The sequence below is a fragment of the Streptomyces herbicida genome (assembly GCF_032656585.1).
Lineage (GTDB): Bacteria > Actinomycetota > Actinomycetes > Streptomycetales > Streptomycetaceae > Streptomyces > Streptomyces herbicida.
The window spans coordinates 78,356-101,571 of sequence record NZ_JAUYWJ010000005.1 but is presented as its reverse complement, the minus strand read 5'-3'; the positions used below and the strand labels follow the sequence as shown (position 1 = coordinate 101,571).

General features: G+C 73.1%; 22 protein-coding genes. 12 read left to right on the top strand and 10 right to left on the bottom strand.

Going from position 1 to position 23,216, the window contains the following annotated elements; genetic code table 11:
- Positions 1-13 precede the first annotated feature (13 nt).
- On the top strand, positions 14-676 hold the full coding sequence (locus Q8A52_RS12680) for a TetR/AcrR family transcriptional regulator (RefSeq protein WP_316751199.1): 663 nt from the start codon (positions 14-16) through the stop codon (positions 674-676).
- Positions 677-689: 13 nt separating this feature from the next.
- Here Q8A52_RS12680 and Q8A52_RS12675 read toward each other — a convergent pair whose 3' ends face one another.
- Complete coding sequence (locus Q8A52_RS12675) at positions 690-1,259, bottom strand: DUF6214 family protein (RefSeq protein ID WP_316751197.1); 570 nt, start codon at positions 1,257-1,259, stop codon at positions 690-692.
- A gap of 199 nt (positions 1,260-1,458) precedes the next feature.
- On the opposite strand from Q8A52_RS12675, the gene Q8A52_RS12670 reads away from it, so the two are divergent.
- Positions 1,459-2,805, top strand: coding sequence for an FAD-dependent oxidoreductase (locus tag Q8A52_RS12670; RefSeq protein ID WP_316751195.1), 1,347 nt, complete (start codon positions 1,459-1,461; stop codon positions 2,803-2,805).
- Between the two features lie 73 nt (positions 2,806-2,878).
- Here the strand turns inward: Q8A52_RS12670 and Q8A52_RS12665 are convergent, their stop codons facing one another.
- From Q8A52_RS12665 to Q8A52_RS12655, 3 genes are read right to left on the bottom strand one after another with little or no spacing between them, the layout of a single operon-like run.
- Positions 2,879-3,175: an ArsR/SmtB family transcription factor gene (locus tag Q8A52_RS12665; RefSeq protein WP_316751193.1), complete on the bottom strand. Its 297-nt coding sequence runs from the start codon at positions 3,173-3,175 to the stop codon at positions 2,879-2,881.
- A gap of 5 nt (positions 3,176-3,180) precedes the next feature.
- On the bottom strand, positions 3,181-3,939 hold the full coding sequence (locus tag Q8A52_RS12660; RefSeq protein WP_316751191.1) for a hypothetical protein: 759 nt from the start codon (positions 3,937-3,939) through the stop codon (positions 3,181-3,183).
- Positions 3,940-3,990: 51 nt separating this feature from the next.
- Positions 3,991-4,731, bottom strand: a complete 741-nt coding sequence (locus tag Q8A52_RS12655; RefSeq protein ID WP_316751188.1) for a PaaX family transcriptional regulator C-terminal domain-containing protein — start codon at positions 4,729-4,731, stop codon at positions 3,991-3,993.
- A gap of 71 nt (positions 4,732-4,802) precedes the next feature.
- On the opposite strand from Q8A52_RS12655, the gene Q8A52_RS12650 reads away from it, so the two are divergent.
- Together Q8A52_RS12650 and Q8A52_RS12645 are read left to right on the top strand one after the other, a co-directional pair.
- Positions 4,803-6,464, top strand: coding sequence for an acyl-CoA dehydrogenase family protein (locus tag Q8A52_RS12650; protein ID WP_316751187.1), 1,662 nt, complete (start codon positions 4,803-4,805; stop codon positions 6,462-6,464).
- 134 nt (positions 6,465-6,598) lie between these two features.
- A complete protein-coding gene (locus tag Q8A52_RS12645; protein ID WP_316751185.1) occupies positions 6,599-8,587 on the top strand; it encodes a HEAT repeat domain-containing protein in 1,989 nt (662 codons plus the stop codon).
- A 245-nt stretch (positions 8,588-8,832) separates the two neighbouring features.
- On the opposite strand, the gene Q8A52_RS12640 is transcribed toward Q8A52_RS12645, so the two are convergent.
- On the bottom strand, positions 8,833-9,417 hold the full coding sequence (locus tag Q8A52_RS12640) for an Rv1733c family protein (protein WP_316751182.1): 585 nt from the start codon (positions 9,415-9,417) through the stop codon (positions 8,833-8,835).
- A 283-nt stretch (positions 9,418-9,700) separates the two neighbouring features.
- Between Q8A52_RS12640 and Q8A52_RS12635 the strand changes: the two genes are divergently transcribed.
- The 4 genes from Q8A52_RS12635 (at position 9,701) to Q8A52_RS12620 (ending at position 13,633) form a co-directional block, all read left to right on the top strand.
- A complete protein-coding gene (locus Q8A52_RS12635) occupies positions 9,701-10,786 on the top strand; it encodes a WD40/YVTN/BNR-like repeat-containing protein (protein WP_316751180.1) in 1,086 nt (361 codons plus the stop codon).
- A 118-nt stretch (positions 10,787-10,904) separates the two neighbouring features.
- Entirely contained in the window at positions 10,905-11,582 is a 678-nt protein-coding gene (locus tag Q8A52_RS12630) for a uracil-DNA glycosylase (RefSeq protein WP_316751178.1), read from the top strand.
- Complete coding sequence (locus tag Q8A52_RS12625) at positions 11,579-12,568, top strand: N-acetylglucosamine kinase (RefSeq protein ID WP_316751176.1); 990 nt, start codon at positions 11,579-11,581, stop codon at positions 12,566-12,568. The genes Q8A52_RS12630 and Q8A52_RS12625 overlap by 4 nt, the downstream gene beginning before the upstream one ends.
- 141 nt (positions 12,569-12,709) lie before the next feature.
- Complete coding sequence (locus Q8A52_RS12620; protein ID WP_316751173.1) at positions 12,710-13,633, top strand: sirohydrochlorin chelatase; 924 nt, start codon at positions 12,710-12,712, stop codon at positions 13,631-13,633.
- 84 nt (positions 13,634-13,717) lie between these two features.
- Here the strand turns inward: Q8A52_RS12620 and Q8A52_RS12615 are convergent, their stop codons facing one another.
- Both Q8A52_RS12615 and Q8A52_RS12610 read right to left on the bottom strand, forming a co-directional pair.
- The gene (locus Q8A52_RS12615) at positions 13,718-14,749 is read right to left on the bottom strand and encodes a lactonase family protein (RefSeq protein ID WP_316751171.1); all 1,032 of its coding nucleotides are present in this window, start codon (positions 14,747-14,749) and stop codon (positions 13,718-13,720) included.
- A gap of 83 nt (positions 14,750-14,832) precedes the next feature.
- Complete coding sequence (locus Q8A52_RS12610; protein WP_316751169.1) at positions 14,833-16,320, bottom strand: FUSC family protein; 1,488 nt, start codon at positions 16,318-16,320, stop codon at positions 14,833-14,835.
- 262 nt (positions 16,321-16,582) lie between these two features.
- Here Q8A52_RS12610 and Q8A52_RS12605 point away from each other — a divergent pair, with 262 nt between their 5' ends.
- The 3 genes from Q8A52_RS12605 to Q8A52_RS12595 all read left to right on the top strand — a co-directional run bounded on the left by Q8A52_RS12605 (position 16,583) and on the right by Q8A52_RS12595 (position 19,443).
- Positions 16,583-17,062 carry an Lrp/AsnC family transcriptional regulator gene (locus tag Q8A52_RS12605; protein ID WP_316751167.1) on the top strand — a complete coding sequence of 160 codons (480 nt, stop codon included), beginning with the start codon at positions 16,583-16,585 and terminating at the stop codon, positions 17,060-17,062.
- A 20-nt stretch (positions 17,063-17,082) separates the two neighbouring features.
- Complete coding sequence (locus Q8A52_RS12600; protein ID WP_316751165.1) at positions 17,083-17,784, top strand: HAD family hydrolase; 702 nt, start codon at positions 17,083-17,085, stop codon at positions 17,782-17,784.
- A 237-nt stretch (positions 17,785-18,021) separates the two neighbouring features.
- Complete coding sequence (locus tag Q8A52_RS12595; protein WP_316751162.1) at positions 18,022-19,443, top strand: MFS transporter; 1,422 nt, start codon at positions 18,022-18,024, stop codon at positions 19,441-19,443.
- Between the two features lie 83 nt (positions 19,444-19,526).
- Here the strand turns inward: Q8A52_RS12595 and Q8A52_RS12590 are convergent, their stop codons facing one another.
- Positions 19,527-20,273 (bottom strand): LysR family substrate-binding domain-containing protein, encoded by a 747-nt coding sequence (locus Q8A52_RS12590; RefSeq protein WP_316751160.1) that lies wholly within the window; start codon positions 20,271-20,273, stop codon positions 19,527-19,529.
- A 58-nt stretch (positions 20,274-20,331) separates the two neighbouring features.
- Here Q8A52_RS12590 and Q8A52_RS12585 point away from each other — a divergent pair, with 58 nt between their 5' ends.
- Positions 20,332-20,730, top strand: coding sequence for a DUF5997 family protein (locus Q8A52_RS12585; RefSeq protein ID WP_316751158.1), 399 nt, complete (start codon positions 20,332-20,334; stop codon positions 20,728-20,730).
- Between the two features lie 28 nt (positions 20,731-20,758).
- On the opposite strand, the gene Q8A52_RS12580 is transcribed toward Q8A52_RS12585, so the two are convergent.
- Together Q8A52_RS12580 and Q8A52_RS12575 are read right to left on the bottom strand one after the other, a co-directional pair.
- Entirely contained in the window at positions 20,759-21,658 is a 900-nt protein-coding gene (locus tag Q8A52_RS12580; RefSeq protein WP_316751155.1) for a peptidoglycan-binding protein, read from the bottom strand.
- A complete protein-coding gene (locus Q8A52_RS12575) occupies positions 21,658-23,211 on the bottom strand; it encodes a DUF6519 domain-containing protein (protein ID WP_316751153.1) in 1,554 nt (517 codons plus the stop codon). Before Q8A52_RS12575 ends, Q8A52_RS12580 begins: the two co-directional genes overlap by 1 nt.
- Positions 23,212-23,216: the final 5 nt, after the last annotated feature.

Here is a 23,216-nt window from a genome sequence, read left to right as displayed (position 1 = left end):
CAGGAGTTACAGCATGTCCCCGCGCAGCGCCTCGGTCAATGAAGAGTTGCGCCGACGTTCCCGGGAGCGGCTCCTGCAGGCCGCGGTCGAGCTGGTCGGCGAACACGGCTTCGAGGCCACGACCTTGGGTGACATCGCGGACCGGGCGGGTTCGGCGCGCGGACTGGTCTCGTACTACTTCCCCGGCAAACGCCAACTGGTGCAGTCCGCGGTGCACCGGCTGATGCACCGGACGCTGGAGGAGGCCCTGGAGCGCGAGCCGCGCACCGAGGACGGCCAGGAGCGGCTGGCCAGGACCATCGACGCGATCCTGGGGCTGGCCCGCGACCGGCCCGTGCTGATGCGGCAGCACATGGCCGGACTCCTGCAGGCCCAGGGGTTCGTGCAGTGCCCGGAGCAGCGGCGCCTGTCGGAACTGCTGAGCGACACCGTCGCCCGGTACGGCTCGCAGGACGTCACGGCCGACTACCCGATGCTGCGCGCGCTGCTCATGGGCGCCGTGTATGCGGCGCTCGTCCCGGGGGTGCCGATGCCGATCCCGGTCCTGCGGGCGGAGCTGTTCAAGCGCTACCGGCTCGACTGGGAGCTGGGCATGCCGCCCGGGACCGAGCCGCCCGGCGGCACCTGCGAGAAGGACCTGTCGCGCTTCTTCGCGACGGACGACCGGCCCGAGTGACCGGTCCCGGCCGTCAGCGCCGTGCGTGACCGGGTGCCAGCAGTCCCGCGTCGCGGGCCTGGGCGATGAGCCGGAGCGACCTGCGGCGACTGCGGCCGGTCGCGGACATCACCGCGATGACGGGGTCGAATCCCTCGTCCCGGGCTGCGCGGTACTCCGCCGCGACGAGCCGACGCCCCTCGATGCCGCGCGGCCACGTGGGTCGGGCACGGCTCGGGCCGAGCGGCCTGGTGTCGTCGATGCCGTATTCCGTCCCCGTCCCGGCGTCGGGCCCGGCATGCGCCTCTGTCCCGGCATCCGTCTCCACGGCGGCATCCGCGTCCACGGCGGCATTCGCCTCGGCCCCGATATTCGTCTCCATGCCGCACGCCTCGAACAGCGGTGTCTCGATCCAGTCGGCGAGGACCGTCAGATCGGCCAGGGAGAGGGCGGGCTGGGCCCTGACGTCCTCGATGGAGACGCATCCCCCGGTCACCACGGCCAGGGCGTCGACCCGGGCGCCGTCGGTGAAGGCCAGCAGGACATGGAACCAGGACGTGCGCTCCCCGCGCTCCCGCACCGCCCACGCGGGCTGGACGGTCACCGCGCCGTCCTCCGCACAACGGGCGGAAAGATTAAGAAAGGATGCGTCTAGCACACACGCAACGTAACCGCATGATCACAATCCATACGAATGGACACGCGTCCACATCACCCGCCTGCACCCTGTCAGCGGAGCCCTGGCGGTGCAATGCTGGAGCCACCAGCGATCTCCTCCGGCCTCCCGGGGAAGGGGTTCCGCCGTGCTGCGTGTCGCCGTTGTCGGCTCCGGGCCGAGCGGGTGCTATACCGCCCAGAGCCTGATCCAGCAGGACTCCGAGGTGCGAGTCGACGTCCTGGACCGGCTGCCGTGCCCATACGGTCTGGTGCGCTACGGCGTGGCACCGGATCACGAGAAGATCAAGTCGCTGCAGGGAAACCTGCGGACGGTCCTGGAGCACGACCGGGTGAGATTCCTCGGTGGCGTGCAGATCGGCGGTCCCCGCGGGCTGCCGGTGGACCGGCTGCGGGAGCTGTACCACGCGGTGGTCTACTGCGTGGGCGCCGCGACCGACCGGCACCTGGGCATTCCCGGCGAGGATCTGCCGGGCAGCTGGTCGGCGACCGAGTTCGTGTCCTGGTACAGCGCGCATCCCGACTCCCCGCCGGAGGACTTCGTCCACGAGGTCAGGTCGGCCGTGGTCATCGGCGTGGGCAATGTCGCGGTCGACGTCACGCGGATGCTGGCCCGCGGCGCGGCGGAGCTGAGCCCCACGGACATGCCGCAGAAAGCGCTGACGACACTGGCGGCGAGCCATGTGACCGACGTGCACATGGTGGGCCGGCGCGGCCCCTCGCAGGCCCGCTTCACCACGAAGGAGCTGCGCGAGCTGAGCGGCCTGCCCGACACCGAAGTCGCCGTCGATCCGGCCGAGTTGGCACTGGACCCGGCCTACACCGACCCCTCGGGACTGCCCGCGCCGCAGCGCCGCAACGTGGAGGTGCTGCGCGGCTGGGCGGACCGGCCGCCCGGGGACGCGGCACGCCACATCGGGCTGCGCTTCTTCCTGCGCCCCGTCGAACTCCTCGCCGACGGAGGCCGGGTGGGTGCGGTGCGCTTCGAGCGGACCGCGCCGGACGGGGACGGCGGGGTGACCGGCACGGGCCGCTTCGAGGACATCGAGGCGCAGTTGGTGCTGCGCTCGGTGGGGTATCGCGGAGTGCCGCTGGAAGGGCTGCCGTTCAACGCGCGTACCGGCACCGTGCCGAACGAGGAGGGCCGCGTGGTGCGCGACGGTCTCACCTCCCCGGGCGAGTATGTGTCCGGCTGGATCAAGCGCGGTCCGACCGGCGTCATCGGCACCAATCGCCCATGCGCCAAGGAGACGGCGACGTCGCTGCTGGAGGACGCCCCCGTGCTCGTACGCCGGGACGTGGCGGCGGACCCCGTCGTGGCCCTGCGGGCGGCGGGGATCGAGCCGGTCGCGTGGCCGGGCTGGCAGGCCATCGAGCGGGCCGAGGCGGAGCTCGGGGCGTCGCTGGGGCGGAGCGTGGTCAAACTGGCCGACTGGGACTCGCTGCTGACGGCGGCGCGGACGGCGTCCCCGTAGCGGAGCCGGCCGACGGCTCGCGGTGCGATCGCCCTGAAACCGCTCTTCGGCCGCCTTCCGGTGAAGGCCGGTTTCAGCCGTCGACCCCGAGGCGGACCGCCTGCCTGTCGGCGGCGGCGAGGAGGCTTTCGAGAAGTCCCGGGAAGAGCTGCTCCAGATCATCCCTGCGCAGGCCGTTCATCTTGGCCGTGCCCCGGTAGACCTGCCGGATCACTCCGCTCTCGCGCAGCACCCGGAAGTGGTGCGTGGTCGTGGACTTGGTGACCGGCAGGTCGAAGTGCGAACACGTGAGCTCGCCGCCGTCGGTGGCGAGATCGCGCACGATCTGCAGCCGCAGCGGATCGGAGAGCGCGTGCAGCACGGCCTCCAATCGGACTAAAGGCGGCTCAGCATGAGGGAGAGCGCATTCGCGGCGTCGCTGCGGTTCTGTGTCGAGGTGCCGCTGCGAGTGACATACGTCTGCACCATGTAGCGCCCTTTGCGGCCGGTGAGATACGTGTAGTAAGCGTCCGCCGGCCGGCCGTTCTCGTCGGCGACCAGGTGGCCTTCCTCCGCCACCACCTCGTCGAAGCCATTCAGCTCCGGGATGTCGACCTCGTGGACGTTCTCCCACCGTGCCCTGCTCGCGGCTTCCTTCTCCGTCGGGCACCGCTGCACGTCCGAGCGCAACCGAGCCACGTCCGCACGAGCGAAACTCGCGTTCCGGTGGACCACGACCGTCGAGTTCGCATAGACCGTCCCGTCCTTCTTCTTGACGCTGCGCTGCAGGACGGCCAGCGCGTTCTCGATCGGCTGCGTCACGTAATTGCAGTCGGGATCGGTCACGCCCTCGGCCTTCTCCTCGTTCTCGTAGGGCTCGCTCCGGGTGAAACCGGATCCCCAATCCGTGGGTGCCAGTGCCACGCGTCTCGTGATGTCGCGGGCCGACGCGGCGGACTCGAGGTCCTGTTTCGTCCCGCCTTTGCCGCCCCTGGACTCGATCACGAACACCATCGCGATCCCGACGACCGCGAGCACCGCGGCGACGAGTGCGGGCGCGCCACGCCACCAGGGGCGCCGAGGAGACGGCGGGCCGGGCTTCGACACTCCGTGCAGCGGACCGGGCGGCGGGCCGGACGGCGGTTGAGCGCTCACATCCGTCCCTTACCACCCGTGAGGCATATGCCGCGCCGCCGGGCGGAGAGATCACCTGACTGACCGGGCCAGCTCCCGCTGATAGTCCGCATACGCGGTGCGCAGGGCCTCCCCCGGCCAGTCGGCGGGAAGGAGCCCGGAGGGCAGGACGGGGTCGGTGAGCAGATGACGTACGACCGCGGCGAAGGCGGTCAGCAGGTCGGCCGGGCGGTGGGACTCGGCGACATGGGCGAGCAGCGCGCGGGCGGTGGCGGCCCAGGCGTCGAGCGGCCACAGGCGGGTGGCCAGCTCCCGCGCGGAACCCTCGGGGCGGGCGGTGTAGGACTGGGCCACCCGCTCGAGGTCGTCCGGCAGGGAGCGGACCAGGTTGGCGGGCCGCAGCCACACGCCCTCACGCAGTTCGGCCAGGCGCAGGGCCGTCAACCGGGTGCGCAGCTCCACGCGTTCGGCGGGGCCGCGCCCGGTCGCCGTGATCACCACCATCTCCCAGTCGCCCTCCCACGCGCGCGTGCGGGGGTGCACCGCGTCGTCCTGGCGGTGCTGGCGGGCCAGCAGCCGGTCGCTGAGCCCGTAGACGGCGTCCGTGCGCCGCAGGTCGCCGACGGCCACCATCCGGCTGAGCGCGGCCCGCAGGGTGGAGCCGCCGACACCGAAGGGCTCCACCAGCCGCACGAGGTCCCTCACCGGAAGCTCCGGCGGATGTGTGCCCAGCAGCAGGCTCAGCACGACCGATCGCGCGGACAGCGGCCGCAGGTCGGCCTCGCCGGGCTGCACTGACACGTTCATCCGCATGGGCACGTACTGTACGTGCGCTTTCTTGTTGCATTATTGCTACGGCCGCATGGAGAGTGCAACATGGCCGCATGGTCTCGACACCCGCACGGCCGCAGCCGCAGTACGCCACCCACGACGTCACCAACCAGGCCCCTCCCCTGGCTCCCTACGACGCCTCCGAGGACCAGGCCCTCCTGGAGGGGCTGCGCCGCGAGGGGGCCGGCTGGGCCGAGGAGGGGGTACGGCGCCTCGGCCTGAGCGCCGGCAGCGCCCAGGCGCAGGAGTGGGGTGAACAGGCCAATCGGCACGAGCCCGAGCTGCTCACCCATGACCGGTACGGCAACCGGATCGACGAGGTGGAATTCCACCCCAGCTGGCACCACCTGATGCGGGTCGCGGTCGCCGAGGGGCTGGCCGGCGCGCCGTGGGCGGACGCCCGGCCGGGCGTCCACGTCGCCCGTACCGCGGGCGGGCTGGTGTGGGGTCACACCGAGGCCGGGCACGGCTGTCCGACGTCGATGACGTACGCGGCCGTCCCCGCGCTGCGCGCCCAGCCTGAGCTCGCCAAGGTCTACGAACCGCTGCTGACGAGCCGCGAGTACGAGCCGGGGCTACGGGTGCCCACCGAGAAGCGAGGGCTGCTCGCGGGCATGGGCATGACGGAGAAGCAGGGCGGCTCCGACGTCCGTACGAACACCACCGTGGCCACGCCCACCGCCGAACCCGGTGTGTACACGCTGCGCGGGCACAAGTGGTTCACATCGGCGCCCATGTGCGATGTGTTCCTGGTGCTGGCCCAGGCTCCGGAGGGACTGACGTGCTTCCTGGTGCCGCGTATCCTGCCCGACGGCAGCCGGAACACGTTCCGGATCCAGCGGCTGAAGGACAAGCTGGGCAACCGGTCGAACGCCTCCTCCGAGCCGGAGTTCGACGGAACCGTGGCCTGGCTGGTCGGCCCCGAGGGCCGGGGCGTGAAGACGATCATCGAGATGGTCAACTGCACCCGGCTGGACTGTGTGATGTCCTCGGCGACGCTGATGCGCAAGACGCTCGTCGAGGCGGGTCACCATGCGCGGCACCGCAGCGCGTTCGGCGCACGGCTGCTCGAGCAGCCGCTGATGCGAAACGTCCTGGCCGATCTCGCGCTGGAGTCGGAGGCCGCCACCACGCTCACGCTGCGGCTGGCCGGGGCGGCCGACCGGGCGGGGCGCGGGGACGCCGGGGAGCAGGCCTTCCGGCGGATCGCGACCGCCGTCGGCAAGTACTGGGTCACCAAGCGGGGCCCGGCCTTCACCGCGGAAACCCTGGAGTGCCTGGGCGGCAACGGCTATGTCGAGGACTCGGGCATGCCCCGCCACTACCGGGAGGCTCCCCTGCTGTCGATCTGGGAGGGGTCGGGGAACGTCAACGCGCTCGACGTGCTGCGGGCGCTCGGCCGTGAGCCCGGCACCGCGCAGGCCCTGTTCGCCGAACTCGCCCTGGCACAGGGGGCGGACGCGCGGCTGGACGCGGCCGTTGCCGGGCTGAAGGACCGATTGGCCGAAACCGACCAGACCGGCGCCCGCCGACTGGTGGAGCTGATGGCCCTGACCCTCCAGGCCTCCCTTCTCGTCCGGCACGCTCCGCCCGCGGTCGCCGACGCCTTCTGCGCGAGCCGGCTCGGCGGCGACTGGGGGCACGCCTTCGGCACGCTGTCCGGCGCGGCCGACCTCGGCGCGATCCTGGAGCGGGCCCTGCCCGGCGGAAACTGATCCCTCCCGCCGTGCGCGTGCTCCGTGGCCGGTGACAGCCGACGGATCGCACACAGTCGCCGCTCGACTCCGCTTCGTTGTCAGTGCCGTGGTGCAGACTCGCGATCAGGTGGCAATCGCCTGGGGAGGACAACGTGTTCACGGGGATCGACGAGGTCGACTGGGCTTCGCTGCGGCACGCGTACGGCAGCGCCAAGGACGTGCCCGCACTGCTGCGGGGACTCGCCTCCGCGGACCCGGCCGAGCGGGAGATCGCGCTCGACGGGATGTACGGCTCGGTGCACTACCAGGGGCACGTGTACGACTCGACGCTGGCCTGTGTGCCGTTCCTGTTCGGACTCATGGCCCGCGCGGAGGTGCCGGACCGGGGCGGCATAGTCGAGCTGCTGGTGAGCATCGGCGGGGAGTGCGCCAGTGGCAGCTGCGCGCCGGCGCATGCCGCGGTGCGCGCGGGCGCGGAGGCCTTCATCGCACTGACCAGCGACCCGGACGCCTTGGTGCGGGGCGCGGCACCCCGGGCGCTCGTACGGTTCCTGGACGAACCGGCACGCGTGCTGGACCTGTTACGGCAGCGGCTCACGGTCGAGCGGGACGGTCGGGTCCTGCTCGCCCTGACCGAGGGCCTCGGCCAGTTCGTACGGCGCCACCCCGGGCACGCCGCCGCGGCGGTGGACCTCCTGACCGCGCAGAGCGCTCCGCCGTACCACCCCGGCCTGCGGCTCGCCGCGCTCGGCCAGCTCGCGCTCGGCGCGCCTGACCGGCTACCGGCCGATCTGGTCCCCACCGTGGTGCAGCTGCTCAGGGACAGGTCCGAACAGCGTTGCGGCGGGCCGGACCGTGCCGAGACGGACACGCTCGTCGGCCGGATACGGCGACTGCGCCCGTCGGACGAAGAGGGCTCGCACCTGCTGCGGACGCTCCACACCGCGCTGGGCGGCCGGGTGGCCGACCGGATCGCCCTGCTCAGCGGGCAGTTGACCAGCCCGGACCCGATCGACCGGTGCAACGCGGTGTGGATGTCGGCGGCCCTGTTCCGCGAGTGGCGCGCCGACCATTCCGAGCCGGTCGCGCTGATCGGCGCCCAGCTGTGGGCGGAGCAGGACCAGTTGCGGGACGCCTCGGTCTCCGTCCTGTCGGAGCTGTTCGAGCTGGCCGCGCCCGCCGCCGACGACCTCGCCGCGCTGCTGACCGAACGGCCCGGGCTACGGGTCCACCGGTGGGAGCGCGGAGCGCCGACGCTGGGCGGCCCGCTCAAGGCACTCGCCAGGAGCGGTGATCCGCGGGCGGTGCCGCTACTGGCCGAGGTGCTCGCGGGGCCGGTCGTACCCGACGACCTCGGACAGGTGATCGTCCACCTCGGCGGGTCCGCGGCTCCCCTGGCTCCCGCACTGCGCCGCGGGCTCGGTCGGGTCGCTCTCGACTCCCCCGACGTCACCGACCGTGCTGTAGCACTGCTGTCGGCGCTCCGGGCCCTGGGCCACACGGAGGCCGTCCCGCAAGTGCTGCGTCTCCTGCGCGGCGCGCCGGGCGGCGTCGGCCCCCGGGAGGCCGTGGTCGCGAACGCGGTCCGCGCGCTGGGGTCGTTCGGGCCGGCCGCGCGGGCGGCGGTGCCGGACCTGCGGAGGTTGCTGAACACCGGGTGCGCGGCCGTGGCGGCGGGGGCGCTGTGGTCGGTGGAGGGGGACGCCTCCACCGTGCTCCCCGTCCTTCTGCAAGAGTTGGCGCACGAACAGACCGGCCACCGGCGCGCCGCCGCCGCGGAGCTGGCCCGGCTCGGTCCCGAGGCCCGCCCCGCGCTGCCCGCACTGCGCCGCATGACCGAGTCGGACCGGGTGTGGGAGCGGACGTCCGCCGCGTGCGCCTTCTGGCGGATCGGCGGTGACCCCGAGCCCGTGCTCCCGGTCCTCCGTGCCGCCTGGTCGGAGAACCCCCGCACGCGCGGCACGACGGCCGCCCTCCTCACCGAGATGGGCCCCGCAGGCGCCCCCCTGCGGGACCTGGTGACCAAGGAACTCGCCACCCCTCGCCGCCATATGGCCCGAACGGGCGGCTACGGCAGCCACGACATACTGAAGGACGAAAGGTTGTTGAGGAGGTGCCGGGAGGCGTTGGGGGACGGGTAGGGGCGCGCTGGGGTCGTACCGCTCGCTCACGCGCCGGCCACGCCGACGCCCGCCCTCGCCCGGGGCGGACCGTCGGCACGCAGCCACGGGCAGAGGCTTGCGGCCCTGAACGCGCCGCACGCCGACGTCGACCCTCGCCCGAATCCAGCCACGGGCGCACGGCACACCGTCGGCCGGTCGTCATTCGTCCGCCCGCCCGTTGTTCGGTCCCTGTCCGCACCCGGGCGCCCGTGGCCGGGTCGGGCTCAGCCCGTCATCCGGCCCCACTGGGGGCCCAGTCGGGCCCACTCCGCGTCCCATCGGTCCATGCGGCGTCGTTCCAGCCGGCCGCGCAGGGCGCGGCCGGCGACGAAGGGGACGACCGCCGCGCTCACACCGCCAAGGGTGCCTATCAGGCCGGCGCGGAGGTGGGCCTGGGAGGTGGTGGCGGGTCTGGTGACGAGGCGGCCCTGCGGGTCCGTCCAGACGGTGACCGGTGTGCCGGCCTTGCTGCCGGGTGCGACCCGCGCCTGGCCGGTGTGCGAGGAGCCGTCGGCCACGGTCCAGCGCACGCTCGCCCACACCCGCTCGCCGCCCGCGGTGCCGCTGCCCGACGTGGCGGATCCCGGCGCCTTCCCCATGACCCGCGCCACGACGGGCCGCCACTCCAGGCGTTCCCGGGCCAGCCCGTGCTCGACCGAGCGGGCCGTCGCCAGACCCGCGAGCACCCCGGCGAGGACGGTGAGCCCCCAGGCGCCGAGCAGCACCCAGGCCTCCACCATGTCGGCACGACGCCTGAGCGGGTTGCGCCGCCAGCGCCACAGCCACACCTTCGGACCACGGAACGCCATCAACGGCATCCTCCTCAACGAGCGCACGGACAGGCCGGACCGCCCTCCCATACGGGAGAGGTCCTCTCGTTGCTCAGGGCGAGCCCCCGTCCCGACGGTCGCACGAGAATCGCCGCTCGCGCAGGCTTCTGCCGGAACGTGCGCCCCGGAATTCCGCGACAGGCCGACACCAGCCCGCCGACCTGCGGTGACGCGGTTTCCATGGATGGTTGTCAGTGCCGGGGTGCAGACTGGCCGATGTCTGAAAGCTATCTGTGACAAAGACGTCCCGGAGGTGGTCGGCATGACCGAGGTACTGCTCGCCGTGGGCACCCGGAAGGGTCTGTTCATCGGGCGGCGGCGAGGCGGCGGGTGGGAGTTCGACGAAAGTCCCTACTTCAACGCGCAGGCCGTCTATTCGGTGGCCATCGACACCCGCGGAGGCACCCCGCGGCTGCTGGCCGGTGGCGACAGCGCGCACTGGGGCCCGTCGGTGTTCCACTCCGACGACCTGGGCCGCACCTGGACCGAGCCGTCCCGACCGGCCGTCAAGTTCCCCCAGGACACCGGCGCCTCGCTGGAGCGGGTCTGGCAGCTGCACCCGGCCGCGGCCGAGCCGGACGTGGTCTACGCGGGCACGGAACCGGCCGCCCTGTACCGCTCGGAGGACCGGGGGGAGAGCTTCGAGCTGGTGCGACCCCTGTGGGAGCACCCGACCCGCTCCCAGTGGGTGCCGGGCGGCGGCGGTGAGGGCCTGCACACGGTGCTCACCGACGCGCGCGACCCGAAGGCGGTGACGGTGGCCGTCTCCACCGCCGGGGTGTTCCGCACCGCGGACGGCGGGGCGAGCTGGTCGCCGTCCAACTCCGGTGTCTCCGCGGTGTTCCTGCCGGATCCGAACCCGGAGTTCGGCCAGTGTGTGCACAAGATCGCCAAGGACGCGGGCAACCCGGACCGGCTCTACCTGCAGAACCACTGGGGCGTGTACCGCAGCGACGACGCGGGTGCGCACTGGACCGACATCGGGGAGGGGCTGCCGTCGACGTTCGGTTTCGCGGTGGCCACGCATCCGCACCGCCCCGACACCGCGTACGTCTTCCCGATCAACGCCGATGCCGACCGGGTGCCCGCCGACCACCGCTGCCGGGTCTTCCGCACGGCTGACGCGGGCAAGAGCTGGGAGCCGCTGTCGGCCGGACTGCCGGCGGAGGACCACTACGGCACGGTGCTCCGCGACGCCCTGCGGACGGACGACGCGGACCCGGCGGGCGTGTACTTCGGCAACCGCAACGGCGAGGTGTACGCCTCGGCGGACGACGGCGACAGCTGGCAGCAGCTGGCCTCCCATCTGCCGGACGTTCTGTGCGTGCGGGCCGCGGTCGTCGGATGAGGTCAACTGCCGCAAGGAAAGGGGGTTCCGGTCATCCGGGCCGACGGTTCGGTCAACCTCGGTCGGCCTGTGGCCACCGCTTGATCGTCACCCTGTGCACGGCAGTAGGGTGACGCCCGTGGCACCACGACCTTTGCATGAGATCGTCGAAGCGGGCTGGGCGAAGGCCCTGGAACCCGTCGCCGGACGGATCGCCGAGATGGGCGACTTCCTGCGCACGGAGATCGCCGCCGGACGCACCTATCTGCCGGCCGGAGCGAACGTCCTGCGGGCCTTCCAGCAGCCCTTCGACGACGTACGCGTCCTGATCGTCGGCCAGGACCCGTACCCCACACCGGGACACGCGGTCGGACTGTCGTTCTCGGTCGCGCCCGAGGTCCGTCCGCTGCCGCCCAGCCTGATCAACATCTTCCGGGAGCTCAACACCGATCTGAGCCTGCCGCAGCCGACCAACGGTGATCTGACGCCGTGGACCCAGCAGGGTGTGCTGCTGCTCAACAGGGCGCTCACCACGGCCCCGCGTAGCCCGGGGGCGCATCGCGGCAAGGGCTGGGAGGAGGTCACCGAGCAGGCCATCCGCGCGCTGGCCGGGCGGGGCAAACCGCTGGTGTCCATCCTGTGGGGCCGCGACGCCCGCAATCTGCGGCCGCTCCTCGGCAATCTGCCGTCGGTGGAGTCCTCTCATCCCTCCCCCATGTCGGCCGACCGCGGCTTCTTCGGCTCGCGCCCGTTCAGCCGGGCCAACGACTTCCTGATCCAGCAGGGGGGACAACCGGTGGACTGGCGCCTGCCGTGACCGGCGGCACGGGGGACGGATCCGGCTTCCTGGCCGTCGACTCGGGAGGCTCCGGCCTCCGCGCCGTGATCGGCACCGTCGGCCGGGGGCCCGCGGCCCAGCGGGAGTCCGGGGAGCCGGTGCGTACCGGTGCGCGGGGGATCGACCCAGGGCATCTGCTGGAGCAACTTCTGCCCATGGTCCGTGGCCTGGCCGCCGAGACCGGGGTGAGCCGGCTGGACACGGCCGTCGTGGGCGCCGCGGGGTTCGCCAGCCTGGGCGGGGCGTTGCGCGCCGAACTGCCCGGCGCGCTGGCCCGGGAGCTCGGCGTGCGGACCGTCGCGCTCGCCGCCGACGCCGTCACGGCCTACGTCGGCGCCCTGGGACCGCGCCCGGGTGCCGTGGTCGCCGCCGGTACGGGACTGGTGGCGATCGGCACCGACCTGGCGTGCTGGCGGCGGGCGGACGGCTGGGGCCATCTGCTGGGCGACTGCGGGAGCGGCGCCTGGATCGGGCGGGCCGGCCTCGAGGCGGCGCTGCGCGCCCACGACGGGCGGGACGGCGGCTCCGTACGGCTGCTGAGGAGTGCCGAGGAGCAGTTCGGCCCGGTGACGGGGCTGCCCGGCATGCTCTATCCGCGTTCCGACCGGCCCGCCTTCCTCGCCTCCTTCGCGCCCCGGGTGGCGGACTGCGCGGCCGAGGACCAGGTCGCGGCCTGCATCCTGCGCGCGGCGGCCCGGCACATGGCCGAGTCGGCCGCCGCGGTGTGCCCGCCCGGGGGTGAGCCCCGGATCGCTCTCACCGGTGGCCTGTTCAAGATGGGTGACCCGCTTCTCGCTCCCCTGGGAGAGGAGTTGGCAAGACGGCTGCCGCACGCGCTGCGGGTGCCGGCCGAGGGGGACCCTTTGCACGGCGCCGTACAGGTCGCGACCGGTCTTGCGGCGGGTCGGCTCACTCTGCCGGACGAAGAGACGATGTTGTACATCGTGACCAGAAATGGTGATTGACCTCTTGGTGGGGCAACTGTCCGGGATGTGCTCCGATCACTTCTGATTCGCGCGTAACTCATCAGACAAAACCGGACGGATACCGCTCACCTGCACCCTCCCCGAACAGAGGAGCCCAGGAAACCACTAACATGCGGCTCCATGAGCTCCCCTACTGGGCCCGCGTCCGGCCTGCCAGTACGAATGCCGCGACCCCGCCAGCCCGGACGGCACCGCCGCCCCGAACCGCTGGTGGCTCCCGAGGGCGCGCCCGCGCTCGTCCTCGCGGTGCCCGGTACGCCGAGCGCCGCCACGCGCAGCCTTGCCGAGGAGGTCGTGAGCATCGCCCGCTCCGAGCTGCCCGGCCTGGATGCCCGGATCGGCTACCTGGACGGGGACGATGCCGAGTTCCCCACCCTCCAGTCCGTCCTGACGCACGCCGCCGAGCAGCGCACCGCCCGCTACGAGCAGGCCGTCGCCGCCGGTGTCGAGGTCAAGGAGCCCGACGGCCCGGTGGCCGTCGTCGTCCCGCTGCTGGCCGGTCCGGACAGTGCACTGCTGCGCCGGGTGCGCCAGGCCGTCATGGACAGCCGGGTCGCCGCCGACCTGACCGATGTGCTCGGCCCGCACCCGCTGCTCGCCGAGGCGCTGCACGTGCGTCTGTCCGAGGCGGGCCTCGCCCGCGCCGACCGCGCCCGTCTGTTCACGGTGGCGACCGCCGCGGACGGCATCATCCTCGCCTCCGTGGGCGGCGACGAGGCCGTGCAGGCGGCCGGGATCACCGGCATGCTGCTCGCCGCGCGGCTCGCCGTGCCGGTGATGGCGGCGGCCCTGGACCAGGACGGTGCGATCGTCTCCGTCGCCGAGCAGCTGCGGTCCTCGGGCTCGCAGCAGCTGGCGCTGGCTCCGTACCTCATCGGCCCCGAGATAGACCCGGGCCTGCTGGAGGCGGCCGCCGCCGAGGCCGGCTGCGCGACCGCCGAGGCGCTGGGCGCGTACCCGGCGATCGGCAAGCTCGCCCTGGCCAAGTACACGACGGCGCTGGGCATCGCCCCGCAGCAGCCGCAGGGCAGTCCGGTCCGCTGACGCCGCACGGTACCTGTACGACACAGGGCCCGCTCCCGGGACGGGGCGGGCCCTTCGCCTAGTGCGGCGGGGTCGGCGGCGGGCTCAGCCGAAGACCACACAGGAGGCCGCGGGCACCGCGACCGAGCCGTCGTAGCGCGGCATGCCGGTCAGCGGATCGATGGCGAACCAGGTCACCTCGCCGGAGCGCTCGTTGGCCGCGTAGAGGAAACCGCCGGACCGGGCGAGGGCACGGGGCCAGTGGCCGCCGCAGGGGACGGTACCGGTCAGCCGCAGCGTCTCCCCGTCGACCGCGAACACGGACAGGACGTCCTCGCCGCGGGTCGCGGTCCACACGAAGCGTCCGTCGGGCGAGACGACGATGCCGGACGGGTAGGCGTCACCGGCCGGAGCACCGGGCAGCACCGGGGTCTCGGTCAGCGGCTTCAGGGAGCCCTGTTCCGGGTCCCAGCGGCAGACGGTGACGGTCGGGGTGAGTTCGTTGACGACGTAGGCGTAGCTGCCGTGCGGATGGAAGGCCAGGTGGCGGGGGCCGGAGCCGGGGCGCAGGGCGAACTCGCGGTGCACGGCCAAGGTGCCGCCGTGCAGGGTGCAGACCCGGACCGAGTCGGTGCCGAGGTCGACGCTGACCGCCCAGCGGCCGCTGGGGTCGGGCTGCACCTGGTGGGCGTGCGGTCCGCGCTGGCGTCGCTCGTGCGGACCCGAGCCGGTGTGCTGGAGCACCGCGGAGGCGGCATGGCCGAGGGTGCCGTCGGGGCGGACGGGGACGGCGGTGACGCTGCCTGAGCCGTAGTTGGCGGTCAGGACGTGTCCGTCGAAGCGGCTGAGGTGGGTGGGCCCACTGCCGCCGACCGGGACCGGCGGCCCGGCGAGCCGGGGTTTGTCGTCGTGGACGTGGTAGGCGGCCACCGCGCCGTCGGCGGTCTCGCTGACCGCGTACAGGGTCCGTCCGCCGGGCGCGAGCGCGAGATACGACGGGTCGGGGACACCACCGACGCTCTCCAGGAGGACCAGGGCGCCGCTGTACGGGTGGACCGCCGCCGTGACGACCCCGGGCCCGCCCGCCGCCGTGAACGACCCGATGAACGCCCTCCGCCGCCTGCCGCCGTCTGCCACCGCTGTCCCCTCTCGGTACGAGCCAGTCCGGGGCCGACGGTAGCAGTTTGCGGTCTAGACCAAGACGTGCGGGGCGGCGCGTCTCAGGCGCCGATCAAGGGTGACCCCGCGGGGGCGCGCAGGGGTTCGGCGAGTTCAGCGAGGGCGTGTTCCAGGCCGTGCAGGTGGGCGAGGGCGGGTTCCGCGGGCGGTTCGGCGGGCCGGGTGATGTGCTCCGAACGCCTGGTGAGCGCCTCGACGGCCGCTTCGACGCGCCAGCAGGCGGCGGCCAGTCGGGCGTCGTGGGAGGCCTCCGGGTCGGCGGCGACGGCGACCAGGCCGCGGATCTCCCGGGCGCAGTCGTCCAGCAGGGCGAGCACCCGGCGGGCGCGGCGCTTGCGGCCGAGCATCGGGTTGAGCGGGTGCACGAGCGGCGCGACCGACAGCCGTACCCGGCCGAGCAGCTGCTCCAGTTCGGCCACCCGTGGCGCCGGGTCCGCGGTGGGCGAGCCCGCGAGCCGGGCCGCGGCCTCGGCGGTGCAGTTGTGGACGCAGCGCAGGGCACGCTGGATCCAGGCGTCGGTGGTGCGGTGGGTGGTGACGGGCAGCACGAACAGCACGGCGAGTACGGCACCGAGCGCGCCGACGCCGGTCTCCGCGAGGCGCAGGGCGAGCAGGCCGGGGCTCAGGACGCCGAGGAGGCCGTAGAGCAGTTCGGCGAGCAGCGTCACCCAGAGCATCATCCAGGTGTAGGACACGGCGGCCGTGTAGAAGATGCCGAAGACGGCCAGGGCGACGAGGACCGCGGTGGGGGCCGGCGCGCCGTGCACCGGGACGGCGATCAACAGGCCGGGGCCGATGCCGATGACCGTGCCGAGCACCCGGCGGAAGCCGCGGACCAGCGTCTCGCCGCGCGAGGCGGTGTTCACGAAGATCCACCAGGTGGCGCCCACGGCCCAGTACCAGCGCTGTCCGGACAACAGCTGGCCCACGACGAGCGCGAAGCCCGCGCCCGCGGTCGCCTGGACGGCCTGCCGGGTGGTCACCCGGGCCAGGCCGCTGGTGGCGGGCGGGGCGGGTGCGGCCGCGGGGGGCAGGCGGCGCTCGTAGCACCACAGTCCGAAGCGCACCGCCGCCGCGGCGAGGACGGACAGCAGGACGGCGGCGTACAGCTCCGGCAGCTGTCCGGCGGTGGCGTGCAGGAACTGCGCGACGAAGAAGGTCATGAAGGCGAACACACCGAGGCTGTGCCCGCGCGGCCCCCAGCGGCGCGCGTACACACCCGCGCCGACGACGGCGAGGAAGGCGATGTCCCGCGCCACCGGGTGGTCGTGCAGCTCGGCCGCCGCGGCGAGCACCGGCAGGCCCACGGCGGGCAGCAGCGCGGTGGTGACGGCCTGCCCGCGGACGGTGGTGTCGGTGACCGTGAACAGTGCGAGCAGCGCGGCGAGCCCGCCCGTGACGGCGCCCACGAGGGAGTGTCCGGCCAGGCCACAGACGACCACCGCCAGTCCGATGCCGAGCACGGCCCGCGCGGCGAAACGCAACCGCAGCCGCCCCGGGTCCGGAGCCACGAACACTCTCTTCAGCACTGCTTTCCCGCCCCCTGTGGACACTGGCATGAAAAAGGCGCCGCGGGATCCGCAGCGCCATCGACGCCTCCATGACAGCATCAACGGGGTCACTGGCTCAAGTCTTCTCTGCATCACTGAACCATTGGCACACCCGAGCTCGATCGAGAGCGTCCGGTGACGGACCAACGGACCAGGCCGGACGGCTCACCCGCACTGCTGTGAGCTGTGCCATTGGTACGGTCGATGGTGATCGTCGAAGGGACGAGGAGGCCGGCGCACCATGGGCGTGGACGAGCTCGACACCCGCATCCTGCGGCTGCTGCTGGAGCAGCCGCGCACCAGCGTGCGCGAGTACGCCCGCATCCTCGGCATCGCCCGCGGCACGCTGCAGGCCCGGCTGGACCGCCTGGAGCGGGACGGTGTGATCACCGGTACGGGTCCCTCGCTCTCCCCCGCGGCGCTCGGCCACCCGGTGCTCGCCTTCGTGCACATCGAGGTCACCCAGGGCCACCTCGACGACGTCGGGGACGCGCTGGCCGCCGTGCCGGAGATCGTCGAGGCCTTCTCGATCACGGGCGGCGGGGATCTGCTGACCCGGGTCGTGGCGCGGGACAACGGCCATCTCGAGGACGTGATCCAGAAGCTGATCAGCCTGCCGGGCGTGGTGCGCACCCGGACGGAAGTGGCGCTGCGCGAGCGCGTCGCACACCGGCTGCTGCCCCTGGTGGAGTCGGTCGGCCGGACGGCCGCGCGCTCATGACGCTTGGCATCCTGGACGCCATGAGCAAGGTCGGCGGACTCGGCACTGTCTCGGTCATCTTCGATCTCGACGGAACGCTCGTGGACAGCGAGCCCAACTACTACGCAGCGAGCCGGGAGACCCTCGCCGAGCACGGCGTGCACCACTACACCTGGGCGGACCACGAGAGCTACGTGGGGGTCAGCACCTTGGAGACGGTGATCATCTGGAAGGAGCGATACCGTCTGACCGCCCCGGTCGACGCGCTGCTCGCCGCGACGAACCGCCGCTATCTGGAGCTCGCCCGCACCCGCACCCGCGTGTATCCGGAGATGCGCAAGTTCGTGGAGCTGCTGGCGGCCGAGGGCGTCCCGACGGCCGTGGCCTCGGGCTCCTCCCCCGAGGCCATCGAGGCGGTCCTGGCGGGCACGGGCCTGGACGCGTATCTGCGCACGGTCGTCCCGGCCGACGAGGTACCCCGCGGCAAACCCGCGCCCGACATCTTCCTGGAGGCGGCGCGGCGCCTCGGAACGGACCCCGCGAACTGCGTGGTCCTGGAGGACGCGGCACTGGGCGCGGCGGCCGCGCACGCGGCGGGGATGCGCTGCATCGCGGTCCCGTACGTCGCCGCGCAGGCCGACGCCCCGGAGTTCGCCACCGCGGGACTGCTCCTGCGGGGCGGCCAGCCGGAGTTCACGGCGCAGTCGGCATACGCGTGGCTCCTGGGCACGGGCACGTCCTGACAGACGGCGTGCCGTTAGTCCGTGACCGGGGGCGTCGCCCGGTCGGCGCAGTCCGGGTAGGAACTGTTCTCCGGATGTGTCAGGGGCCCCTCGGCCAGCAGCCGCATCAGCCGCGCGGCTACCGGGCGGCCCAGGGCGGCATGTGGGGGTCGTGGCCCGACGAGCGCGGTGCGGAGCCTGTTTCTACCGTGATCGCAAGACACCACGACGCGGTGGACCGCTCCGGCCGGAGGCCCCATGACCACAGTGCAGGCCAGCTCCACGGAGCCGGCCACCGACGAGCGACGCTGGAAGGCGCTCGCGGTCTGTCTGACGGCGGGCTTCATGACCCTGCTCGACACGTCGATCGTGAACGTGGCGCTGCCCTCGATGGAGCAGGGGCTGCACGCGGTGCAGGCCGACCTGTCGTGGGTGGTCTCCGGTTACGCCCTGACCTACGGCCTGTTCCTCGTACCCGCGGGCCGGCTGGGCGACGTGCGGGGCCGCAGGGAGACCTTCATCATCGGGGTCGCCCTGTTCACGCTGGCCTCGGCGGCCTGCGGGCTGGCGCCGACCGCCGGGTGGCTGGTGATGTTCCGGCTGCTCCAGGGCGTGGCGGGAGGCATGATCGCGCCCCAGGGGTCGGGGCTGATCCAGCAGATGTTCCAGGGCGCCGAGCGCGCCCGGGCGTTCGGCATGTTCGGCAGTGTCGTCGCCGTCTCCACCGCGGTCGGCCCGCTGGCGGGAGGCCTGCTGATCGAGGCGTCCGGCAGCTGGCGCTGGGTGTTCTTCGTCAATCTGCCGATCGGCGTGGCGGTGTTCGCCGCGGCGCTGCGCCTGCTGCCCGAGTCCCCGCCGAAGGGCTCCCGGGAGGGGTTCGACGTGCCGGGCGTGCTGCTGCTCGGCGCCGGTGCGCTGGCGCTGATGCTGCCGCTGGTGCAGGAACAGGCGTGGCCCGGCCGGCGCAAGTGGGTGCTGGTCCCCGTGGCCGTCCTGCTGCTGGCGGCGTTCTGGGTGTGGGAGCGGCGACAGGGGCGGCTGGGGCGGGGGCCGCTGGTCGACCTGCAGCTGTTCACCCGGCGTTCGTTCACCTGCGGATCGCTGCTGAGCCTGGTGTACTTCGCCGGCTTCACCTCGGTCTTCTTCGTGTACACGCTGTTCCTGCAGAACACCCTGGACTACAGCGCGCTGGCGGCCGGACTGGCCGCGATGCCGTTCGCGGTCGGATCGGCGTTCGCCGCGCTGGCCGGGGGACGGCTGGTCGTCCGGTACGGCCGCAGGCTGGTGGTCTGGGGGCTGTGCGCCGTGGTGCTCGGTCTGCTCGGGGCCGTGGCGGCCGTACGGCTGGTGCCGGGTGCGGGCGTGGGGTGGGCCGCGGCGCTGCCCCTGCTCGTCGCCGGGGTCGGCTCGGGCCTGACCACCTCCCCCAACACCGCCCTCACCCTGGCCCGCGTCCCGGTGCGGCGAGCCGGCGCGGCCGGAGGGGTGCTGCAGATGGGGCAGCGGGTCGGCTCGGCCGCCGGTATCGCCGCCGTGGGCGCGGTGTACTTCGCCCACCTCGCCAACCACGGCCGGGCGTCCGGGGCACTGCAGCTGGGCGTGCTGACGGCACTCCTGTTCGTCCTGGCCGGGCTGGCCCTGGCCGTCGCCGACCTGGGCGGACAGGCCACACAGCCCTGACCGCGGCGCCGGTCGGGGCCGCCGGGCCGCCCGGCGCGCCCGCCGGGCGCCAAAGGCCCCCCGTCCGGGCCGGATCCCCGCGCCTACGACCGCTTCCGGGGCCTGCCCCGCTTGGTGCCGTGTGAACCGCCGGAACGTCCCCGTGGGTTCCGCGCCGCCGACTTGCCCGCGGCGGGCTTCTTCTCGGGGCGCTTGCGCTTCTCCTCCACAGGGGGCTGGGCGCGGCCACGGGTGCTGTTGACCGTCCGGCCGCGGACGATGCCGATGAAGTCCTCGACCAGGTCGGTGGTCGCCTCCTGGGGCCAGGACAGGGCGATGCTCGACTGGGGGGCGTCCACGACCGTGCGGTAGGTGAGGTCCCTGCGGTGGTGCAGACGCGCCAGGGACTGGGGGACGACCAGAAGGCCCACACCGGCCGCGACCAGCTCGATGGCGTCGGCCGTGGTGGCGGGGCGCTCGAAGGCGGGCTCCCCGGGCGGGCTGTCCCAGTCGAGGACGTCGTCGAGGGGGTGGAAGAGGACCTCGTCGGCGAGGTCGTCCAGGGTGACCTCCTCGGCCGCCGTGATCAGGTGGTCCTTGGGAACCACGACCACCGTCGCCTCGGTGTAGAGGGGGATCGCGCTGAAGAACGTACGGTCGACCGGCAGCCGTACGAGCCCGGCGTCGGCCGCACCGTCGCGCAGCGCGTCGGGCGCCTCGGCGGCCGTGACCTGGAGAAGGGTGAGGGGGATGTCGGGCAGGCGCTCGTTCCAGATCCGTACCCACTTGGCGGGCGTCACGCCGGGGACGTACGCGAGCCGGAACGACGGTGTTTCCTCCGAGCCTGTCACCAGGCCAGGTTACCGGCCGTGGTCGGACCTCCCGTACCCGGCCGATACCCTTGACCTCATGAGTTCGCAGCAGACCGGCCAGACGATGAAGCCCGCCACGGCGGCGAAGAAGCTGGGTGTGTACCTCCCCGCCACCCCCGCCGAGTTCCAGGAGGGTGTCGTCTCGCGCGCCGAGCTGACCGAGCTCCAGGCCGATCCGCCCGAGTGGCTGCGCGAACTGCGCACCAATGGCCCCCACCCCCGCCCCGTGGTGGCGGCGAAGCTCGGGATCTCCATCTCGGGCCTGGCGCGCGCCGGGGTCACCGAGGCCCTCACCACCGAGCAGATCGAGGCGCTGAAGCAGGAACGGCCCGAGTGGCTGGAGAAGGAGCGCGCCACCCAGGCCGAGGTCCGCAAGGAATCGGTGCGCGTCAAGAACCTGAAGCGGGACAAGGAGCAGGGCGCCGAGCGGGACTGAGGTCCCGCCCCGCTCGGGCGCAGCAGCCTCACCCGCCCGACGGCACCTTCAGCCGGTCCCAGCTGACCTTGCCGGGGACGCCGTCCGCGTCCTTGCCCCTGAAGCCCAGCTTGTGCTGCCAGGCGGCGTACGACTTGCGGTCGGCATCCGTCCACTCGGGGCTCGGCCCGCTCTCGTAATGGCCGCAGCCCTCGGCGACCAGCCGGTGGCCCATGGCCGTGATGACCGGCGACTTCTGCCCGATGTGGAAGAAGCCGCTGCCCGGGAAGGGCGCGTACGCCGGCTTCGGCGCGGGCTTCGGGTCGGTCGGCTCGCCCGGGTCCGTCCCGCCGCCCCCTCCGGCCAGCCGTTCGGCGATGCGCCGCCGCATGCCGTCCATCGTGAAGCCGCGCGGGTCCTGCTTGCCCGGCTGCCATTCCTTGTGCCCGATGACGGAGCGCTCGGACCAGCCGTAGTGGCGGCAGATGGCGGCCGAGACCTTCTCGATGGCCTCCTTCTGCGCCTCCGGCCACGGGTCCCTGCCGTCGCCGAGGTTGATGCACTCGAAGCCGTAGAAGTGCCGGTTGCCGTCGACGTCGGCCTCGTTGTCGTGCGGCAGTCTCGTCTCGTTGACGACGGCGCGCAGGACGTCGCTGTCGCCGAGGCCCGCGTGGTTGGCGCGGCCGTTGCCGACGAGGTGGACATGGCCCTGCTTGTCGATCACACCGTGGCACAGCGGGCCGGGCAGGCCGGAGTAGCCGTTGTAGCAGATGTCCACGGAGCCGGCCGTGCCGGAGGTGACGGTGTGATGGATCATGACACCGTTCACCGGTCCCCAGGGGCCCTTGCTGTTGCGGTTGTGGTGACGCCAGTTGCGCACCTCGTGGACGGTGACGCCCTCGGCACGCAGGATCTCCACCAGCTTGGACGCGCTCATCGGCTGGGCCATCACCGGTCTCCTTCCACGGCGGCCTCGGCGGCCGCCGTGGTCTGTGAGCGGCCGCCGGAGGGATCGGCCTCCGCGGCCCGTTCCTCGTTCGCGGCCCGTGCCTCGGCCGCGAGCGTCGCCTCGTCCGCCGCCGGGATGCCGACGGCCAGCGGTCCGAAGGCCAGGCGCAAGTCGACGGTCCCGCCCTCGCCCCTGACCAGGGCCAGCGGCGCGAAGTGCCGGGCGATGCCGGCGGGCGCCGTCAGCAGGGGGCGGCGGGCCGGGTCGGTCGGCCACTCGACGCTGCCGGTGGCGGTGCGGGCGGGGATCAGCCAGTGGTCACCGGTGCGATAGCCGCCGCCCTTGGCGAAGTACACCTCCACGCCGTCCTCCAGGGGCAGCCACTCCCCCTCGGTGACGGGGACAGCGCCGCCCTTCAGCGCAGCGGTACGACCCTTGCGCCGCGGCCCCTCGTGATGGTCCCAGCGGCGCAGGAACGGATGCAGGAGTGGCAGCCGTCCCACGCCCGGGTCCGGCTCACCGGAGAGGCGGACGCGCCGGCCCGGCAGGTCCAGTTCCTCGACCCGCAGCAGGGGCAGCGCTTCGAGGCGGGAGGCGTAGGCGGTGTCGGTGAACTCGACGAGGTCGCCGACGTCCAGGTCCAGCTTGTCGTCGAGACCGAGGGTCGCCAGCTGCACCCAGGTGCCGTCGAGTTCGTCGACCGGGAAGACCACGGAGCCGTTCTCCCGGGACCACTTGAAGGTGGCGTCCTTCGCCTCTCCGCCCGCGTGGACCTCCACCCGGTACAGCTGGTTCTCGGGGCCGCGGTAGCGGGCGTCGGGCCGGACCAGGCACGGGTCCTCGTCGGCGTGCTCGGGCCGCTCGCTGCGGGCGGCGAGCCGCGCCGAGGGAGCGGCCCGGCGCTGTGCCCAGCGGTCGAAGGCGGCGCGGACCACCTCCTTGGACGGTTCGGCGTCCTCGATCTCCAGCTCGGCCAGGGACAGCGGCAGGACCTGCCAGACGACCTTGGCCCGGACGGCGGTGTCGGGCAGGGCGGCGCCGAGCGCGACCTCGCGCAGCGCCGGGTCCTCGGCGGCGGAGACGGCGCGCTCCCACACCTCGAGGTAGACCAGGAACGGAGTCCGGGCGGGCGAGGGAAGCCGGTCGCCGGGCTTCTCCGGGTCGCGGAAGCCGTCGGGCTGGTTCCAGTAGTCCCAGTGCGTCTCCGCGGTCGGTGCCGGCTCCGGTTCCGCGGCGTCGTCGTCGGGCACGGCTGTGCCGGGTGCCGGGCGGTCCGCGTCGCACAGGATGCCGTCCACGTAGTAGCGGCCGCCGTGGATGTACAGGGTGTCGATGTCGTGCTTGCCGCCCACGTACTCGATCCGGAAGCCGGTCGCGTCGCGCGGCCCGCCGTGCCGGCCGATCAGGTCCGCGGTGAGGGTGCGGGCCTGGTGGAGCTGGATCGCGGTCTGCTCGTTGAGGTCGGCGTCGAGCTGGACACGGCCCTGCTGGGCGACGACCGCCGAGTAGTGCCGCTCCGGGCGGAACGTGGAGCGGGAGAGGTCAGCGTGCATGGAAG

Coding starts and splice junctions, on each gene's coding strand:
- Q8A52_RS12605 (WP_316751167.1), top strand. CDS start 16,583: ATGGGCGTGGACGAGCTCGACACCCGCATCCTGCGGCTGCTGCTGGAG.
- Q8A52_RS12600 (WP_316751165.1), top strand. CDS start 17,083: ATGAGCAAGGTCGGCGGACTCGGCACTGTCTCGGTCATCTTCGATCTC.
- Q8A52_RS12585 (WP_316751158.1), top strand. CDS start 20,332: ATGAGTTCGCAGCAGACCGGCCAGACGATGAAGCCCGCCACGGCGGCG.
- Q8A52_RS12640 (WP_316751182.1), bottom strand. CDS start 9,417: ATGGCGTTCCGTGGTCCGAAGGTGTGGCTGTGGCGCTGGCGGCGCAAC.
- Q8A52_RS12655 (WP_316751188.1), bottom strand. CDS start 4,731: ATGCGGATGAACGTGTCAGTGCAGCCCGGCGAGGCCGACCTGCGGCCG.
- Q8A52_RS12650 (WP_316751187.1), top strand. CDS start 4,803: ATGGTCTCGACACCCGCACGGCCGCAGCCGCAGTACGCCACCCACGAC.
- Q8A52_RS12680 (WP_316751199.1), top strand. CDS start 14: ATGTCCCCGCGCAGCGCCTCGGTCAATGAAGAGTTGCGCCGACGTTCC.
- Q8A52_RS12580 (WP_316751155.1), bottom strand. CDS start 21,658: ATGGCCCAGCCGATGAGCGCGTCCAAGCTGGTGGAGATCCTGCGTGCC.
- Q8A52_RS12635 (WP_316751180.1), top strand. CDS start 9,701: ATGACCGAGGTACTGCTCGCCGTGGGCACCCGGAAGGGTCTGTTCATC.
- Q8A52_RS12575 (WP_316751153.1), bottom strand. CDS start 23,211: ATGCACGCTGACCTCTCCCGCTCCACGTTCCGCCCGGAGCGGCACTAC.
- Q8A52_RS12595 (WP_316751162.1), top strand. CDS start 18,022: ATGACCACAGTGCAGGCCAGCTCCACGGAGCCGGCCACCGACGAGCGA.
- Q8A52_RS12620 (WP_316751173.1), top strand. CDS start 12,710: ATGAGCTCCCCTACTGGGCCCGCGTCCGGCCTGCCAGTACGAATGCCG.